General features: G+C 73.0%; 16 protein-coding genes. 8 read left to right on the forward strand and 8 right to left on the reverse strand.

The window, feature by feature from the left end:
* Positions 1-129: 129 nt before the first annotated feature.
* Complete coding sequence (locus tag ABZ805_RS07215; RefSeq protein WP_358435657.1) at positions 130-291, forward strand: hypothetical protein; 162 nt, start codon at positions 130-132, stop codon at positions 289-291.
* A 47-nt stretch (positions 292-338) separates the two neighbouring features.
* On the opposite strand, the gene ABZ805_RS07220 is transcribed toward ABZ805_RS07215, so the two are convergent.
* Complete coding sequence (locus ABZ805_RS07220; protein WP_358435659.1) at positions 339-2,690, reverse strand: penicillin acylase family protein; 2,352 nt, start codon at positions 2,688-2,690, stop codon at positions 339-341.
* A 110-nt stretch (positions 2,691-2,800) separates the two neighbouring features.
* Positions 2,801-3,556 (reverse strand): GntR family transcriptional regulator, encoded by a 756-nt coding sequence (locus ABZ805_RS07225; protein WP_358435662.1) that lies wholly within the window; start codon positions 3,554-3,556, stop codon positions 2,801-2,803.
* A gap of 66 nt (positions 3,557-3,622) precedes the next feature.
* Between ABZ805_RS07225 and ABZ805_RS07230 the strand changes: the two genes are divergently transcribed.
* From ABZ805_RS07230 to ABZ805_RS07250, 5 genes are read left to right on the forward strand one after another with little or no spacing between them, the layout of a single operon-like run.
* Positions 3,623-4,147, forward strand: a complete 525-nt coding sequence (locus tag ABZ805_RS07230; RefSeq protein WP_358435665.1) for a DUF5943 domain-containing protein — start codon at positions 3,623-3,625, stop codon at positions 4,145-4,147.
* A gap of 14 nt (positions 4,148-4,161) precedes the next feature.
* Positions 4,162-5,481, forward strand: coding sequence for an MFS transporter (locus tag ABZ805_RS07235; RefSeq protein ID WP_358435668.1), 1,320 nt, complete (start codon positions 4,162-4,164; stop codon positions 5,479-5,481).
* Complete coding sequence (locus ABZ805_RS07240; protein WP_358435671.1) at positions 5,478-7,136, forward strand: amidohydrolase; 1,659 nt, start codon at positions 5,478-5,480, stop codon at positions 7,134-7,136. Before ABZ805_RS07235 ends, ABZ805_RS07240 begins: the two co-directional genes overlap by 4 nt.
* Positions 7,137-7,159: 23 nt before the next feature.
* Positions 7,160-7,645, forward strand: a complete 486-nt coding sequence (locus ABZ805_RS07245; RefSeq protein WP_358435898.1) for an alcohol dehydrogenase catalytic domain-containing protein — start codon at positions 7,160-7,162, stop codon at positions 7,643-7,645.
* A 37-nt stretch (positions 7,646-7,682) separates the two neighbouring features.
* The gene (locus ABZ805_RS07250) at positions 7,683-8,186 is read left to right on the forward strand and encodes a hypothetical protein (RefSeq protein ID WP_358435674.1); all 504 of its coding nucleotides are present in this window, start codon (positions 7,683-7,685) and stop codon (positions 8,184-8,186) included.
* Between the two features lie 6 nt (positions 8,187-8,192).
* On the opposite strand, the gene ABZ805_RS07255 is transcribed toward ABZ805_RS07250, so the two are convergent.
* The 4 genes from ABZ805_RS07255 to ABZ805_RS07270 form a co-directional block, all read right to left on the reverse strand.
* Positions 8,193-9,068 (reverse strand): crotonase/enoyl-CoA hydratase family protein, encoded by an 876-nt coding sequence (locus tag ABZ805_RS07255; protein WP_358435677.1) that lies wholly within the window; start codon positions 9,066-9,068, stop codon positions 8,193-8,195.
* Positions 9,069-9,419: 351 nt separating this feature from the next.
* A complete protein-coding gene (locus ABZ805_RS07260; protein WP_358435680.1) occupies positions 9,420-10,652 on the reverse strand; it encodes an MFS transporter in 1,233 nt (410 codons plus the stop codon).
* Positions 10,653-11,029: 377 nt separating this feature from the next.
* Positions 11,030-12,343, reverse strand: coding sequence for an RbtT/DalT/CsbX family MFS transporter (locus tag ABZ805_RS07265; protein ID WP_358435683.1), 1,314 nt, complete (start codon positions 12,341-12,343; stop codon positions 11,030-11,032).
* A 14-nt stretch (positions 12,344-12,357) separates the two neighbouring features.
* Positions 12,358-13,449 (reverse strand): alcohol dehydrogenase catalytic domain-containing protein, encoded by a 1,092-nt coding sequence (locus ABZ805_RS07270; RefSeq protein WP_358435686.1) that lies wholly within the window; start codon positions 13,447-13,449, stop codon positions 12,358-12,360.
* Between the two features lie 574 nt (positions 13,450-14,023).
* On the opposite strand from ABZ805_RS07270, the gene ABZ805_RS07275 reads away from it, so the two are divergent.
* The gene (locus ABZ805_RS07275; protein ID WP_358435689.1) at positions 14,024-14,947 is read left to right on the forward strand and encodes a sugar-binding domain-containing protein; all 924 of its coding nucleotides are present in this window, start codon (positions 14,024-14,026) and stop codon (positions 14,945-14,947) included.
* 10 nt (positions 14,948-14,957) lie between these two features.
* On the opposite strand, the gene ABZ805_RS07280 is transcribed toward ABZ805_RS07275, so the two are convergent.
* Both ABZ805_RS07280 and ABZ805_RS07285 read right to left on the reverse strand, forming a co-directional pair.
* The gene (locus ABZ805_RS07280; protein WP_358435691.1) at positions 14,958-15,605 is read right to left on the reverse strand and encodes an MBL fold metallo-hydrolase; all 648 of its coding nucleotides are present in this window, start codon (positions 15,603-15,605) and stop codon (positions 14,958-14,960) included.
* 66 nt (positions 15,606-15,671) lie between these two features.
* Entirely contained in the window at positions 15,672-16,619 is a 948-nt protein-coding gene (locus tag ABZ805_RS07285; protein WP_358435694.1) for a TIGR03564 family F420-dependent LLM class oxidoreductase, read from the reverse strand.
* 166 nt (positions 16,620-16,785) lie between these two features.
* Here ABZ805_RS07285 and ABZ805_RS07290 point away from each other — a divergent pair, with 166 nt between their 5' ends.
* The gene (locus ABZ805_RS07290) at positions 16,786-17,352 is read left to right on the forward strand and encodes a helix-turn-helix domain-containing protein (RefSeq protein ID WP_358435696.1); all 567 of its coding nucleotides are present in this window, start codon (positions 16,786-16,788) and stop codon (positions 17,350-17,352) included.
* The last annotated feature ends 7 nt before the right edge of the window (positions 17,353-17,359 follow it).

A 17,359-nucleotide genomic window follows, 5' to 3' on the forward strand; every position in this document is an offset into this window, starting at 1 on the left:
AGTACTCGCACGCTGGGATCACCCCTGCACCGGGGCACCGCGGCCGCGCCACGCCGGCACTGCGCGGTGCGGTTTCGCGGGCCGTTCGAGGACGTCGTCGATGTCGACGCGGTCCGGCGGGTTCGCCGCATGCCGGACCTCGACGAGCGTCGAAGTATCCCCGTCGCCGAACGCTTCCTCGACGATGAGGAGCCGTCCGAAGCGCTGTCCCGATCGTCCGGCACCGTCCGCTCCCGGCCGCACCGCGCTCGCCGCGGCTTCCACGAGGCGCGTTCGTCCACTTCGGACTGAGGTGTCGGTCGCCGATCCTCCGCGAGCAGCTGCCGCCCGGCGACCGGTCACGCGGGGTCGAGCCGGATGGTCCGCTCGGCGGCCGCCTCGACCTGCTCGCGGTTGTAGAGCAGCGGGAACGCTTCGCCACGGCTCCACGGCCCGAACAGGTCGGTCGCGTGCGGATCGTCCAGCCGCCCGGACTGGCCCGGCGCGTTCATCGCCAGTGAGGAGTCCCAGTCCCCGACGTCGACGACGATCCGGAACGTCGCCCCGGAGTTCTGCACGAAGTCCGGCCCGTACGCGGTGGCCCCCACGGTGTCGCCGCTGCCGCCGCGCGGTTCCGGCCCCGCGGTGAGCCGGTCCGCGGGCACCCCGGGCAGCAGCGCCGCGAGCGGGTGGCGGGCGCGGGCCACGTGCAGTCGTCCCCACCGCCACGCCGACCGGTCCGGGCCGAGCAGCGCTTCGAGCTCGGCGATCGCGGCGGGGAGGGTGTGCGCCGCGGTGGCGGCGAGGAAGCCGTCCGGGTCGGGACCCAGCCGGTCGCCCGGTTCCTCCAGCAGTTCCAGGTCGATCCGGGAGTCGGTGGACACGTCCTCGAAGGGGGAGATGCGGCGCGCCACCTCCGCCGCGGCGTCGGCGCCCACGTGCCGCCGCACGGCCCGGGTCAGCAGCGCGGGGCGCAGGTGCTGCCGGTACCAGACCTCGAACAGGGTGGCCGCCACCGAATCCGCGGCCAGCTCGCCGTCCCAGTCCCGCAGCAGGGCCAGCCCGTCGGTGCCCGCCGGGACGTCCAGCCGCCGCAGCACGGCGAGGATGCGCCGGGCGGGCACGCTGGAGAAGTCGTTCTGCAGCACCACCATGTCCGCCGGGGTCGCGTCGGTGGTGCGGGGCAGCACCTCGTCGAGGCGGTGCCGCCGGGCCGGGGATGACCAGTCGTAGCTCAGGTGCCGGTCGGGCGGGAAGTCGGCGGGCAGGTTGCACTCGTTCGCGGTCACCAGGTAGTCCTGCTCCGGGTTCACCGCGCCGGGCAGCTGGTCGGCGTCGTAGAAGCCGTCCCACTCGTACCGGCCGTCGCCGGGCACCGGCAGCGTGCCGTCCCAGTTCGGCCGGACCGGTGCCATGCCACCCGCCTTCCAGGCGATGGTGCCGCTCGTGTCCGCGTAGACCTGGTTCTCCGCCGGCGCGCCCCAGCGGTTCATCGCGGCGAGGAACTCGTCGTGGTCGCGGGCCCGCATGTAGTCCATGCTGCCGAGGTACGGCGCCATCCCGGGCTCCAGCCAGGCGGCGCGCACCGCGAACGCGGTGCGGCGAGCCGGGTCCTGGTGGATGACCGGCCCGTGCCGGGTGAACAGCAGCTCCACCTCGACGGGTTCGCCGCCGTGCACCGCGATCGTCTCGATGAGCCGCCGCATCGGTTCCCAGCGGTCCTGGTACCGGTAGGAGTGCGGGTCGTCGGGCGCGGTCTCGTAGACGTACAGGTCCTCCTGGTCGATCGCGAAGATGGTGAGGCCGAACGCGATCCGCCCGTTGTGCCCGATGGACACGCCCGGCAGCGCCGGTTCGCCGCCGCCGATCACGTCGAACCCCGGTGCGGACAGGTGGGTGAGGTAGCGCAGCCCGGGCAGCGATGCGGCGGCGCGGTGCGGATCGTTCGCCAGCAGCGGCCGCCCGGAGCGGGTCCGGGACCCGGCGAGGACCCAGTTGTTGCTGCCTTCCGGCGGAATCAGGTCCGGCGGGTTCGCCGGGTCGGGCGGCCCGAAGGCGGGCGGGGTGGTGGCCAGGTCGTACACCGCCAGCACGTCGTCCGGGATGAGGCCGAGGTCGAGCCCCTCCGGGATCGTCAGGTCCCGGGCCGGTTCGCGGCGTCGGCGCAGCTCCTCCACCTCCGGCGGCAGGTCGCGCAGCGTCCTGGCGCGCGCCACCTCCTCGCGCAGGTTCTGGAAGAGGCCGTGGCTGCGGATCCGGGGGACGTCCTCGGGTTCCCACCGCTCCGGTGCGCAGCCCAGTTCGCGGAACTCGACCGGCAGCAGCTCGGGGTCGTGCCGGGTGAGCTCGACGAACGCGTTGATGCCCTCGACGAACGCGGTCACGGCGCGCTTGGTGTCGGAGCCGTAGGAGATCCATTCCCGCCGCATGTCCCCGCGGTACAGGAACAACCGGGCCGCGCGATCCCGCTCCACGTGCTCCGGTCCGAAGACCTCGGCGAGCCGCCCCAGCCCGCGGCGCCGCCAGAAGTCGATCTGCCACAGCCGGTCCCGCGCCGCGTTGAACCCCTGCGCGCGGAACGCGTCGTAGGTGTCGTCGGCGTAGATGTGCGGAACGCCCCAGCGATCGATGACGATCTCCACCGGCCCGGTCAGGCCCGGGATCGAGTACGCCGTCCGGTCGTGCCCCTGTTCCTGCCCCTGCGCTGCCACGCGTCGCCTCCAGCCTCGTCGCCGATGTCCCGACGAGTAGAGCAGCACGACGGATGTCCGCGCGGGTGGAGAAGTGCGCCCGTCCGGCCGGTCGGGCACCGCCGGTTCGGCTAGCGGGCGTCGCGCACGTCGGCGGTGCCGAGCCGGACCGAGGCCAGCAGGTCGCCGGAGAGGTCCACGTCGTCGGCACCGCTGGCGGCGATGTAGGTGAGGATCCGTTCCCGGAACAGCCGGACGTGGGCCACTGCAACGGTTTCCGCGACGTCGGGGTCCCGCGCCTCGTAGGCGTCGATGAGCGCGGAGTGGTCGTGGCTGACCCGTTCGAAGTGGTCGTCGAGGCGGCGGGCGTTCCAGTCCTCGGCGCCGCCGAACGCCAGGTAGCCCAGCCGCTGACCCTCGTCGTGGATGCGCGCGGCCAGCGCCGAGAGGTACTCGTTGCGGGCGATGCGCGCTTCGAGGTGGTGCAGCGCGGCGTTGGCCGCGGCGATGTCCGGTGCGTCCCGGCGCCCGATGGCGTCGTCGACGGCCGCGCCCGCGGCGCGGAGCTCGGCGATCTCGGCCGGGGTGGCGCGGTTGGCGACCAGCCGCGCGATCGCCTTCGCGGTGACGATGTGCGCCTCGAACAGGCCGCTGATGCCGGCGAGGTCCAGCGGCCGCACGGTGAACCCGCCGCCGGGCTGGGCGCGGATGAGCCCTTCGGAGGCGATGAGGAAGAGCGCTTCGCGCATCGGCGTGCGGCTCAGGCCGAGCTCCTGGCTGAGCGCCACGTCGTCGATCCACTCGCCCGGGGTGAGGCGCAGCGTCATGTACCGCGCCTTGACCTCCGAGTACGCGCGCTCCATCTGCGTCCGCTGCCGCCGTCCCATGTCGACCATCCTGGCACATCGATCGACGACCCTTGACCTGCGGAGGAGTCTTTGTATTATCTCTGCATGCAGAAGCGCGGCGAGTTCGAACCACCGGTTCCGGTCGAGATCGACCCGGTGTCCGGGCGGTGGGAGGTCGGGGGACTGCCGATGGTGCTGGTGCCCCAGCACCTGCTGGTGAACAACCTCGACGCGGTGGAAGCCCGGGTCGGCCGCGACGAGGCCGGTCAGCTGTACCGGGACGCAGGCAGGCGCTCGGCGCGGCACTGGTGCGAGCACGAATCGGCGCGGCTCGGGCTGTCCGGGACCGCGACCGTCGAGCACTACCTGGACCAGCTCACCCGCCGCGGCTGGGGCCGCTTCGCGATCGACGTGCTCGACCCCGTGCGCGGCAAGCTGTGCGTGCGCGTCGAGCACTCCGCCCTGCTGCCCGTCGCCGGTTCGGTCCGCTCCGTGGACCGAGCCTGCTACCTGTTCGAAGCGTGGCTGGAAGGCGCGCTGCAGCACGCCTCCGGCCGCCCGCAACCCGTGACCGTGCGCGAGATCCGGTGCGGGATCGCCGCCGACGAATGCCTCTTCCGCAGCGACTGACCCCGGTAGGTGCCATGACGAAAGACCACGAAGCGACGGAACTGCGCAAGGTCATCCGCGCGGCCTCCATCGGGAACTTCGTCGAATGGTTCGACTTCGCGCTCTACGGGTTCCTGGCCACCGAGATCGCGACCAACTTCTTCCCCAGCGGCGACGCCACGGCCGGGTTGCTCAAGACGTTCGCCGCGTTCGCGGTCGCGTTCGCGCTGCGGCCCCTCGGCGGCGCGTACTTCGGAGCGCTCGGCGACCGCGTCGGCCGCAAGCGGGTGCTGGCGATCACGATCCTGCTCATGGGCGGTGCCACCGTCGCGCTCGGCGTCCTGCCGTCCTACGCCGCGATCGGGGTGGCCGCGCCGATCCTGCTCGTGCTCATCCGATGCGTGCAGGGCTTCTCCAGCGGCGGCGAGTACGCGGGGGCCTGCGCGTTCGTGCTGGAGCACTGCCGCCGGGAACGCCGCGCCTGGTACTCCAGCTTCCTGCCGGTGAGCACGTTCGCGGCGTTCGGCCTGGCCGCCGTGGTGTCCTTCGCCTGCAGCGGGGCGCTCGGCGCGGCCGCGATGACCGAGTGGGGCTGGCGGTTGCCGTTCCTCATCGCCGCCCCGCTCGGCGTCTGCGGCTTCTACATCCGGCAGAAGCTGGCGGAGACGCCGGACTTCCAGCACGTCGCCGAGCAGGACGAGGTCGCCCCCGCACCGGTCCGGGAGGCGCTGCGCTCGCACGGGCGGACGATGCTCGAACTCGGGCTGTTCATCTGCACCACAGCGCTGTCGTTCTACATGTTCACCACCTACATGACGACCTACCTGAAGGTCCTCACCGGGCACGACGCGCACACCACCCTGCTGTCCAACGTGGTCGCGCTGCTGTTCGCCGCGGCGCTGTGCCCCGTCGTCGGCCGCCTCTCCGACCGGTTCGGGCGCAAGACCACCATGGCCGCCGCCGCCGGGCTGCTCGTGGTCGGGGCGGTGCCCGCGTTCCTGCTCGCGGGCGGTGCCGGGGTGGTGCCCGCGATCGGCGGGCAGCTGCTGCTGGCGCTGGGCGTCGTGTCCTGCAACGTGGTGACCGCGGTGCTGCTCGTCGAACTGTTCCCCACCCGGGTGCGGTACACCGCCTCGGCGCTGACCTACAACCTCGCCTACGCCGTGTTCGGCGGCACCGCGCCGTTCATCGCGACCTTCCTGATCGAGGTCACCGGCGACCCGCTCGCCCCGGCCTACTACCTGGTGGGCGCGTCGCTCATCGCGCTCGTCGCCGCGTGGACCCTGCCGGAGACCTCCCGCCGACCGCTGTCCGAGACCGAACCCGCGTCCAGCAGAGGAGCGTGCACCTCATGACCGCGAAGATCACGGTTTTCCCCGCCAAGCGCGTGCTGACCATGGACCCCGGCCGTCCCACCGCGCCTGCGGTCGCCGTGCTGGACGGGCGCGTGCTCTCCACCGGCAGCATCGAATCCATGAAGCCGTGGCTGAACCGGCACGGTTACGAAGTGGACGACAGCCTGCGGGACAAGGTGATCATGCCCGGGTTCATCGACCCGCACACCCACTTCGCGATGTCCTCCGGATACCTCGGCGTCCCGTACCTCGGACCGATCGAGTCGCCCGGCCCGTGCGGCACCAACCCCGGACATCCGACCCGGGACAGCGTGCTGGCGGAGCTGCGCGCGCTCGACGCCCGCACCCCCGCGGGCGAGGCGCTCGTCGCCTGGGGCTTCGACCCGGCGGTGCAGGGCGGGCACCTGCACCGCGACGAACTCGACCAGGTCGTGCCGGGGCGGCCGGTGTTCATCATCTCCCTCGCCCCGCACTACCTCTACGCCAACAGCGCCGCGCTGCGCACCACCCGCGTCACCGAGGACAGCACCGTCCACGGCGTGATGCGCTACCCCGACGGCAGGCTCAACGGGCAGTTCATCGAATTCGCGGCGCACAAGGCCGCCGTGGGGCGCTCGGCCGCCGACCTCGTCGCCGACACCGGCGAGCGGGGCCTGCGGGACATGGCCGCGATCGCGGTGCGCTCCGGCGTCACCACCACCGCGGAACTGCTGTTCGGCCTCACCGACCCCGAGCACGAGTGGCGCATCCACGACGCCGCGTTCAACGATCCGGCGACCCCGCTGCGGATGGGCCTGGTGTCCTCCGAGATGACGCTGCACGACGAGCACGGCCCCGGCGCGGCGCAGCACCTGGCGCGGCTGCACGAGCGCAACAGCGAGACGTTGTTCTTCCGCGGCGTCAAGTTCCTCGCCGACGGCTCGTTCCCGGCCATGTCGCTGCGGGTCCGCTTCCCCGGCTACCTCGACCTGAGCAACGGGGTGCGCAACGACGTGCCGTGGGACGTGCTGCACGAGCGGATGCTGCCGTTCTGGGAGGCGGGCATCCCGATCCACTGCCACGCCAACGGGGACGAGAGCATCGACGCCGCGCTCGACGCGCTGGCGAAGCTGCAGGAGCGGCGGCCCCGCTTCGACCACCGGTTCACCCTGGAGCACTACTGCATCAGCACACCGGACCAGGCGCGCCGGGTGAAGGCCCTCGGGGCCCAGGCCAGCGTCAACTGCTACTTCGTGCACTACCGCAGCCACGTGCACAGCCACGAGGGCTACGGGCCGGACCGCTCCGAAGCCGTCGGCCGCCTCGGTTCGCTGGAACGCGAAGGCGTCACCTTCGCCCTGCACTCGGACTTCGCGCTGGTCGCCGTGCCGATGCACCCGCTGACCGCCGCGTGGGTCGCGGTGAACCGGCGCGGCGCGGACGGCGAGACCGTGCTCGCCCCCGGGGAGCGCATCGGCGTCGACCGGGCGCTGCGGGCGATCACCGTGGACGCCGCGCACGTGCTGGGCATGGAACGCACCGCGGGGAGCCTCGAACCCGGCAAGCACGCCGACTTCGCCGTCCTCGACGAGGACCCCTACGAGGTGGATCCGCGGGAACTGCGCGACATCCCGATCTGGGGGACCGCCCGCTCCGGCGTCCTGCACCGCGCCTAGCGCGTGATACCGGCGTGGTGCGAATGGTGGTCAGCGCGGGAGAACCGGTGCGGTGGCAGCTCACCGACGGCCCGGAACCGGTGATCGGACCGGCGGATCTGCTGGTCCGGGTGGTGGCGGCCGGGCTGAACCGGGCGGACCTGCTGATGCGCCGCGGCGACTACGTGCCGGACAGCGCGGACTGGCGGGTGCCCGCGGACCGGGTGGGTTTCGAGATGGCCGGTCACGTCGTCGCCGTCGGTGCCCAGGTGCGCGGCGTCGACGTCGGGCAGCCGGTGATGGCGCAGACCGGTGGGGCGTGCGCCGAACTGGTCGCCGTCGACCACCGGTCGGCGCTGCCGGTGCCGGACGCGGACGACCTGGTGCGTGCGGCGGGCCGGCCGAGCGGCCTGCACGCCATCGTCGACTCGACCTTCGGCTTCGACGATGCCGAGCGCGCCGCCGCGCGGTTGGCCGAACCGGACTCGTGCGGCAAGGTCGTGCTGCGACACGACGGCGCACGTCCGTAGGACGATCCGCCGCGGCACCACGAGAGGAGGAACCGGGATGCTCACGGCCTGGAAGTTCGGACCACTGGCGATCACCGCGGAGGAGGTCGACTTCCGCGACCCCGCCGAGACCGGACCGGACGTGCGGGAACGCGGGGTGCGCATCGAGTTCCGCGCGGTCGACGAGCACCGCGAGGGCAGCATCTACGCCTCCGACCCGTGGACGGTGCGGCCCGCGTTCTGCCGCCTCGATCTGCTGGAGTCCGGCCCCGGCCGCGCCGACCGCATCCACTGGCACCCGCGCGTCGAGGACGGCGAGCCCGGCGACCGGGTCTTCGACGCCGAGCTCACCGCCGACCCGATCGCCTGGCTGCGGGACCGCCTCCGGGACCTGCCCGCGTTCCTCCGGCGCACCGCCGAACCGGATCTGGCGGTGGACCAGGAGGACGTGGACGCGGAACTGGACGACGTCCTCGACGTGCTCGGCCGCGCCCTGGACCGCTCCCGCCGCCCCTGGCCCGCCGTCACCCACGACGAACGCGGTCTCGTCCGGAACGGCTGACCCGGATCACCGCTGCTCGTCGAGCCATTCCGCGTAGAAGGCGGGGAGGTCGGAGGCCTTGCCCTGGAAGTCGGGCGTGCGCTTCTCCCGGAACGCGGCGACGCCTTCGGCCCCGTCGCCGGTGCTCGTGTAGAACATCGCGAGCGAGTCGACCCGGTGCGCGTCGCGCGGGTGCGGGGCGGCGCTGCCGCGGCGCATCAGCTGGCGGGTCAGCGCGGTCGCGACGGGGGAGCGGTCCCGGGTCCAGGCGTCGGCGAGCCGCAGCGCCTCGTCGAGCAGCGCCTCCGGTTCGTGCACGCTGTTCGCGAGGCCCGCTTCCGCGGCGGCCGCCGCGTCGAGGATGTCCGCCCGGTAGGCCAGGTCCAGCGCCCGGGGAAGCCCGACGATGCGCGGCAGGAACCAGGAGGACGCGGCCTCCGGCACGATCCCGAGCCGCCCGAACACGAGGCCGAAGCGGGCGCGGCTCGACATCAACCGGGCGTCCATCGCCAGCGTCATGGTCGCACCGATGCCGACGGCCGCACCGTTGATGGCGGCGATGACGGGCTTGGCGCAGTCGTGCACGGCGAGCGTGACGCGGCCGCCGGTGTCGCGGACGCGGTGCAGCTCCGGATCGGACAGATCGGCCATGTCGGCGAGCGTCGGCTCCTTCGACTCGTCGAGGCCGAACACGTTGCCCTCGGCGCTGAGGTCCATGCCCGCGCAGAAGGCGCGACCGGCGCCGGTGACGACCACCGCGCGCACCGAGTCGTCGGCGTTCGCCCGGACGAAGGTGTCCTCCAGCTCGTCGGCCATCGTGACCGTGAACGCGTTGAGCTGGTCCGGGCGGTCCAGCGTGACGACGAGGACGCCGTCGGTGACGTCGTGGCGGATGGTCTGCATGGTTCGGTTCCTCCTGGTCACGCCGGTGTGATCGCCTCGCCGCCCGCGGCCGGGCAGCGGGCGGCGACCGCCAGCCCACCACACGCTCCAGCCGGCCGGTGCACCCGCGGCCGCACTGCGGGTCTCCGGCCCTGCCCGGCGGGTCCTGTCAGCGGCGGAGCCGCCGAGCCGCCGACCACCAAACCGGGACCACCAGCGGGTTCTCAGCGGTCCCCTCGCGAGGATGGCGATTTCGCTGTGCACGGGCTTGGTGCAGGAGAAATCGCGGCCACACCGAGAAAGCGGGCAGCGGGGGAACCGCTGAGGTTCCGCCATCCCAGTGCGACGCAACAGGAGTGGGGAAACAGCGAGTCAGCCCTGGGCAACGACAGGCTCGGCCACCGGGGCGGTGGGTACCTGCTCGGCCAAGGCGCGGCTGCCCAGCACCGCGAGCAGCACCAGGACCCACACGGCGGCGACGCTGAACCCGGCGAGGACCGGCGACCCGAACTCCGCGACGACCCCGGCCAACCCGATGCCCGCGGGCGCGGCGATCGTGAGCAGCGTGGTCTTGAAGCTCAGCACCCGGCCGCGCACCGCGCTGCTGGTCCGCTCGACCTGCAGCACCCCGGTGACCGCGCCGACCACCGAGTTGCCGAGGCCGAGCGCGGCGGCTCCGGCGAACACCACGGCGGGGGAGAGCAGCGACGCCATCAGCAGGAATCCCGCGGTGGTCCCGGCGAATCCGGCCGCCAGCCACGTCCGCGTCGACCACCGGCCGCCGACGCCGCTGTAGAGCGCCGCACCGCCCAGCATCCCGGCGGCGAGCGCGGTGAGCACGAGCCCGAGCAGGTCGGGCCGGGCGATCAGGTCGAAGTACAGCGGCAGCACCATGCCCTGCAGCCCGCCGAGCGCCACGGCCAGGCCGACGACGAGCCCGGACGTGCCGAGCAGGAACCGGCTGCGCCCCACCACCGCGAACCCTTCGCCCAGCTCGCGCAGCACCGATCGGCGCGGCGCCGCGGTGCCCTCGACCTCGCCGAGGTGGCGCGGCAACGTCCGCGTCAGCAGCGCCGCCAGCGCGGACGTGCCCGCGGTGATCCACAGCACCGAGGTGGGGTCGAAGGCGGCGAGCAGCAGGCCCGCCGCGGCCGGGCCGATCACCAGGGCCGCGGAGCTCGCGGCCTGGCGCAGCCCGATCAGCCGGGCCATGTCGATCCCGGCGTGCCTGGCCACCACCGGCGCGAGCACTTCCCGCGCCGTCGTGCCCGGCACGTCCCCGAACGAGCCGACGATGCCCAGCACCACGAACCAGGTCAGGTTCAGGCCCCACCCCAGGTCGACCAGCGGCAGCGCGGCGACCGAGACCGCGGAGACGAGGTCGGCGACCGCGGAGGCGGTGCGCCGGTTGATCCGGTCGACCACCACCCCGCCGAGCAGTCCGACGAGCACGGCCGGGACGGCGGTCGCGCCCGCGAGCACCGCGGTGCCCAGCGGGCTCCCGGTCGTCTGCAGCACGATCAGCGGCAGCGCGACCGCGGCGATCCCGTTGCCGAGCAGGCTCAGCAGGTGCGAAGCGAGGTAGGTGGCGGCGGTGAGCGGCATGCGCCCAGCACATCCCCGGCCGTCGCGGCATGGTCAAGCGGAATCCCCGCCCGAACTCCCGTCGCCGCGCGTGATCCCGGACACCCGTCCGGCCGATGTGGACGGTGCCGAGGCGCTGCCGCCGCCGAAGACGAGCCGTCCAGCGCGAGCCGCCGGTGCGAGCTGCCGGAGCGGCCGCCCAGCACGATCCGCCAGAGCGAACCGCCGAGCGTGAGCCGCTGGGCGCGGGCCGCTGGGCGTGGGCCGCCGAGCGTGGGCCGCTGGGCGTGGGCCGCTGAGCGCGGGCCGCCGAGCGTGAGTCGCCCAGCACGACCCCCGAACACGAGCAGGTCCGCCCGTGCAGCACGGGCGGACCTGCGTCGGTCGAGCGGGATCGGTCAGTGGCTCGCGGCCACCGCCCGCCGGTTCTCGTCCTCCGGCACCTTCAGGTAGCCGACCATGATGAACGCGGCCACGTAGAGCAGGACGAACGCCCACACCACGCCGGCGTTGCCGAGCCCGATGGCGAGCACGACGGCCGGGACGGCCGCACCGAGGAACGCCGCACCGCCGGCCGCGGTCGTGTACATGGCCATCGCGGCGCCCTTCTGCTCGGGGGCGAGCGCGGGCATGATCGCGCCCATCGGCACGAACCCGGCGAGCAGCGCGCCGAACACGCAGCCCGCGGCGGTCGCGGCCCAGAAGCCCCACGCCGAACCGGCGGGGACCAGGTGCGCCACGTACCACCAGGCGAGCAGGCCGAGCGCGGAGCCGAAGACGCCGAACCACTGCACGGTGCGCCGCCAGCCCCACTTGTCGCCGATGGCGCCGAACACGGCGTTGAGCAGGATGTTCGACGCGTAGACCAGCGTGGTCATGACCAGCCAGCGCGACTGGCCCCAGCCGAGCTCGTCGGCGATGACCGTCGGCAGGATGATGAACATGCCGTACTGCGGCGCGGTGTTGATCAGCCGCACCAGGAAGCCCATCAGGATCTTCGGCCGCCGCGCGGTGAGCCGCAGGCCCGCGGTCAGCACCTCGCCGGTGGACAGCTCCGCGGCGGCGACGCGGCGGTCACCGTGCGGTTCGTGCACCGCGAACTGCGCGATCAGGAAGCCGATCACCACGAGGGCGATGGAGGCGATCATCGCCCCGGTCTCACCGCCGGTGCCGCCGCCGAAGACGGGGATCATGCCCAGCGCGTAGAGCGACCCCAGCGTCGGCAGGCCACCAGTGAACATCACGTAGAACCAGCCGACGGCCTTGCCGTTGCGCTCGACCGGCGTGACCACGTTGACCCACACCAGGAAAGCGAACGCGAACAGCGGATAGCCGAACCCGCGCAGGAAGTAGGTCAGGAACACCAGCGGCATGCTGCCGGTGCCGAGCGCGACCAGGAACAGCGCCTCGAACACCACCCACACGGCGGCGCCGAGCTGCATCACGCGGCGCGGCCCCCACAGGTCGGCCAGCACGCCGGACAGGTAGCTGCCCACCAGCACGGACACGCCGTACATGGAGATGATCGTGCTGACCGTGGTGGCGGGGCTGTCGAGCACGGTCTCGATGTGCGGCGAGATGAAGTTGGTCTCGGTGCCGTTGCCGGTCATGAAGACGAGCACGGCGAAGAATCCCCAGCGCAGCGAGTGCGGGATGCCGACCCGGTCGAGGAAGGTCTCGCGCCGCGCGCCGGTGGTCTCGGTGGTGGTCATGTCAGTCCCGCCCTTCACGCGTTGGGCAGGATCGAGACCTTGACCGACGCACCCGAGGTGTCGGCGACCAGGTCGAGGGCCTGCTGGAATTCGCTCAATCCGACCTGGTGGGTGCAGATCTCGTCGACCGGGATCTTGCCCTGCTCCAGCAGCTTGATCGCCGCGGGCCAGCAGTTCGGCCCGAGGTGCGCGCCGAGGACGTTGAGCTCCTTGTCGTCGGAGATGATCGACCAGTCGACCGTCACGTCCGAGCCGAACACCGAGTACTCCACGTAGGTCCCGAGCTTGCGCAGCAGGTTCAGCCCCTGCCCGACCGCCGGGGTGGCGCCGGTGCCCTCCAAGTAGACGTCGGCACCGTAGCCCTCGGTCAGCTCGGCGACCTTGGCGACCACGTCGTCCTTCAGCGGGTTGAACGTGACGTCGGCGCCGCAGCGGCGGCCCAGTTCGAGCTTGTCGTCGTCGAGGTCGAGCGCGACCAGCGTCATCGGGTTCTTCTGCCGCGCACCGGAGATGAGGCCGAGGCCGATGGGGCCGCAGCCCGCGACGACGACCACGTCGCCGAACTTGATGTCGGCGCGCTCCACCGCGTGCAGCGCGCAGGACAGCGGTTCGGCGTAGGCGGCGTGCTCCGGCTTCAGGTCGTGCGAGACCTTGTGCGCGCGGGCCTTCTTCGGCACCAGCGTGTACTGGGCCATGGCGCCGTGGTAATTGCGGAAGCCGAACATGTCGTGCGGCCCGCACATCCAGTACTCGCCGCGGCGGCAGTACCGGCACTCCTCGCAGGGCACGATCTGCTCGCAGGCGATCCGGTCGCCGACCTCGACCTTGTGGTGCTGCAGCGCCTCCTGATCACCGGACACGACGGTGCCGACGAACTCGTGGCCGGGGATGATCCCCTTCTGCGCCCAGGCGGGGCGGTTCTCGTCGCCCCAGAACTTCGCGGCGCCGTGGTAGCACTTCAGGTCGCTCGCGCAGACGCCGACCGCTTCCACTTCGATCAACAATTCGCCCGCGGCCGGTGCGGGGACGTCCACCTCTTCCAGGCGGTAGTCCTCCGGGCCGTGGACGACGACAGCCGACATCCGGCTGGGAATGGGGTTCGGCACCTTTGCCTCCAGTGGTTCCACTTCTCGTTCATCGATCCGCCCGCCGGAGGGGGCGGATCAGCTCCGTTGCCAGGGGCAGGCTGCTGCACGCGGGGGCGAGGTGCACTCCGCCACCGCGCGCGCCCAGCGGGCCGTGGGCCAACGGGGGAGCGGAGACCGGCGCGGCCGGGGCGGGCCGGACGGGCGGACTCGGCGCGGAGTCCGCTCCTCCGGCGCCGTCCCGAGCCGGTCGGTTCCGCAGGCTCGTCGTCGCCGCCCCGCCCGGTGGGCCGGTGCGGGGCAGCGGGGTACGGGGATGACCCGGCCGTGCCGGGCCGGCGAGGCGCCGATCAGCCGAGCGCTCGTAGGCCGGGTCGAGCTCGCTGCGAGGGGCCGGGCAGCGTCGACCGGAGGCGGTGGTTCGTCCCTGCCGCCCGGTCCGGCTCCGGTGAGCCGGTCCTGTCGCGTTGCCGTGCACTGCTCTCCTCGCGCGTCGGACCCCGATGTCGACGAGGTGCTACCTTCGAGCCCGTCCCGCTCAAAAGTCAACACCGGCCGCTCAAATGAGCGGCCACTGCGCCAGTGGGGAGACCAGGTGGGTCCCGAGCGCCAGATGCTGGCCGCGCTCGTCGCGACGAAGCACTACTTCGAGAAGCGGACGAAATCGCAGATCGCGGAGGATCTCGCGCTGTCGCGGTTCCAAGTCGCACGGCTGCTCGAAGCCGCGCACGCGGAGGGGATCGTGCGGATCACCGTCGAGCTCCCGTCCGGCGTGGACGCCGGGCTCTCGGACCGGCTGCGCCGCCACTTCGGGCTCAAACGAGCGCTGGCGGTGGTGACCGCCGACGACCCGGCCACGCGCAGGCGGCAGCTCGGCAAGGTCGCCGCCGACCTGCTCGGCGACGTGGTGACCGAGGACGACTGCCTCGGCGTCGCCTGGGGCCGCACGCTCGGTTCGATCCCCGAGTCGCTGACCCGGCTGGCGACCTGCCCGGTGGTCCAGCTGACCGGGGTCGCGGGGTCGGTCTCGGAGAACACCGTCGAGCTGGTGCGGCAGGTGTCCGCGGTCAACGGCGGCCCGGCCAGCCCGATCTACGCGCCGTTCGTCGTCGCCGACACCACCACGGCCCGCGGGCTGCGCAGCCAGCCCGGCATCGCCCGGGCGCTGGAGCTGCACCGGACGGTGACCCGTGCGGTCGTCGGCGTCGGCAGCTGGGATCCGCCGGATTCGAAGATGCACGACTCGCTGCCGGTGGAGGAGCGGCGGGCGCTGCTCGCCAAGGGCGTGCAGGCCGAGGTGTGCGGAACGCTGCTCAACGTGCAGGGCGGCGTGGTCGCCGGGCTGGAGGACCGGTGCATCGCGATCCCGGCGGACCTGCTGCGCCAGGTTCCGGAGGTGATCGCCGTCGGCGGTGGTGCCACGAAGATCAAGGCGATGTTGGCCGCGATCCGCTCCGGCCTGATCCACGGCCTCGTCACCGACGCCACCGCCGCCGAGGAGCTGCTGACGCTCGGATGAGCGCCGGGCGCTAGCGGGTGCAGCCCGCCTCGACCCGCGCGATGATCGCGTCGATCCGCTGCCGCGCGTCCGACCGGTCCGTCCGGGCGACGCAGCCGTCGCCTTCGGTGACGCCCCACGGCACCAGCACGTCGAAGTCCAGCTCGCGGACCAGGGCGAGGCTGGCCAGGTAGTCCTGGCGCAGTCCCCGGTCCAGCACCACGGCCTTCCACTCCCCGTCCTCGATCCAGATGAAGTCGCCGGTGAACAGGAAGCGGTGGTCCCCGCTGTCCCAGAGGTAGCAGGTGGTGCCTGCGGTGTGCCCCGGGACGGGGATCGCCTCGATGTCGTCGGCGAGCATCCGCCGCTCGCCGAAGGTGCCGGTGACGCGCATCTGCCGGGCGGTCGCGGCGCGGTCGCGCTCGTGGACGAACACCGGCACGTCGAGGCCGGGGTCGCCGTACATGCCCTCGTGCTCGTGGTTGATCAGCAGCCGGTCGGCGCCGCCGTGCTCGGCGATGGCCGCCGCGTCCGCGGTGAGCCCGGGCGAGTTGTACACGGCCACGGTGCCCGCGGGCCGTTCCAGCAGGAACGAGCGCAGCAGCACGTTGTGCTGGAACGGCAGTCGCGCGGTGCTGGTGGCCCGCAGCCCGGCGATGGGGGAGTCGAGGGTCGGCACGGTCGTTCTTCCCTTCGTCGTGGGAGGTCCGGGAGGCCCGGGGTCGGTCGCGGGCGTCGCCGCGGTTCACAGCCGCCCGGCGAGCGCCCAGGTCCGGGCGCGGGAGTCCGCGTCCAGCAGGTCGGTGTGGGTGAGCATGAGCTCGGTGGCCCCGGCGTCCAGGTAGCGGCGCAGGCCCGCGGCGACGGTGTCCTCGTCGCCGGTGAGCAGGAGGTCGGCCGCACTCGCCTTCCCCTCGGCCGCGATGACGTTGCGGTAGGAGGGGATGCCGTCGTAGAAGCCGAGCACCTCCGCCGCGCGGGTGCGCGCCGCGGCGACGTCGTCGGTCACCACCGCGGGCACCCCGGCCACGATCCGCGGGGCCGGTCGTCCCGCCGCCGCGGCGGCCTCGGTGATGGCGGGGACGATCCGCTCGGCGAGGGTTCGCGGTCCGGCGAGGAACGGCATCGTGCCATCGGCGAGCTCCCCGGCGGCGGCGAGCGCCCGCGGTCCCATCGCGGCCACCAGGACCGGGATCCGCGGTGCGGCTCCGGCCACGGACGTCGGAGTGATCGGCCGGGACGCGAGGGTGTCGCCTTCGAACGGGGCGTCGTCGCCGTCGAGCAGCGGCCGGAGGACGGCGAGGTGTTCGCGCAGGTGCTGGATCTGCGGCGGGTACGGCAGGCCGAACACGGGTTCCAGCGCGGTGCGCGCGCCGAGTCCGAGGCCGAGCCGGAAGCGCCCGCCGGTGGCGGCCTGCGCGGTCTTCGCCGCCGCCGCGACGAGCAGCGGGTGGCGCGGGTACATCGGCACGACGGCGGTGCCGACGTGGATGCGGGGTTCGGCGCGGCCCACGAGCGCCGCGAGCTGGACCGCGTCGTAGTCGAGGCCCTGCCCGAACCACATCGTGCGCACGCCCGCCGCGGCCGCCTCGTGCGCCAGTTCCGCGGCGCGGTCGACGAGGTTCGCCATGCCCGGTTCCGCCGCGGACGTCCCGCCGAAGAACACCCCGGTCCGGCCTGCTGCGGTGGTCATGTCGCGGCTCCTTGAGCTCGGTCGGATCGCCGCCGGACTGCGCGGACGGGCGCTCGGTGGGCGCCGCCGCCCGCCCGGGACCGGTGGGACCGACCAGGTGATTGCAGAGACTGAAATGAGCCTACAGCGTCGATTGCAGTCCCTGCAATCGACTAGGCTGCCGGGCATGGGCAGGTGGCCGGGACGAGCGCAGGAACGATTGCAAGCCGCTGCGATCGAGCTGTTCGCCGAGCGCGGCTACGAGCGCACCACCGTCGCCGAGATCGCCGAACGCGCCGGGCTGACCGAACGCACCTTCTACAACCACTTCGCCGACAAGCGCGAAGTGCTCTTCCCGTCCCAGGACGGGTTCATCGCCGGGCTCGTCGAGGCGATCGGCGCGGCATCCTCGGACCGGTCCCCGCTGGACGTCGTCGTCGACGCCCTGCTGGAGACCACCGACTGGTTCGACCGGCGGCGCGAGACGGCGCAGCAGCGCAGGCGGATCATCGACTCCCGGGCCGAGCTGCAGGAGCGCGAGCTGGCCAAGATGGCGGCCTTCGGCGCCGCGCTGGCCGGAGCGCTCCGGGGCAGGGGGTCCGCCGGGCCCGCCGCCGAGCTGACCGCCTCGGCTGCGGTGTCCGCCTACCAGCTCGCGTCGGCGGACTGGCTGGCCGACCCGCAGCGGCGTGGGCTCGGCCACCACCTTCGCTCGGTCTTCGGGGAGCTGCGCGCCGCGGCGAGCACCTGGTGAAACCGCG

Source organism: Saccharopolyspora sp. NPDC047091 (assembly GCF_040643635.1).
Classification (GTDB): Bacteria; Actinomycetota; Actinomycetes; order Mycobacteriales; family Pseudonocardiaceae; genus Saccharopolyspora_C.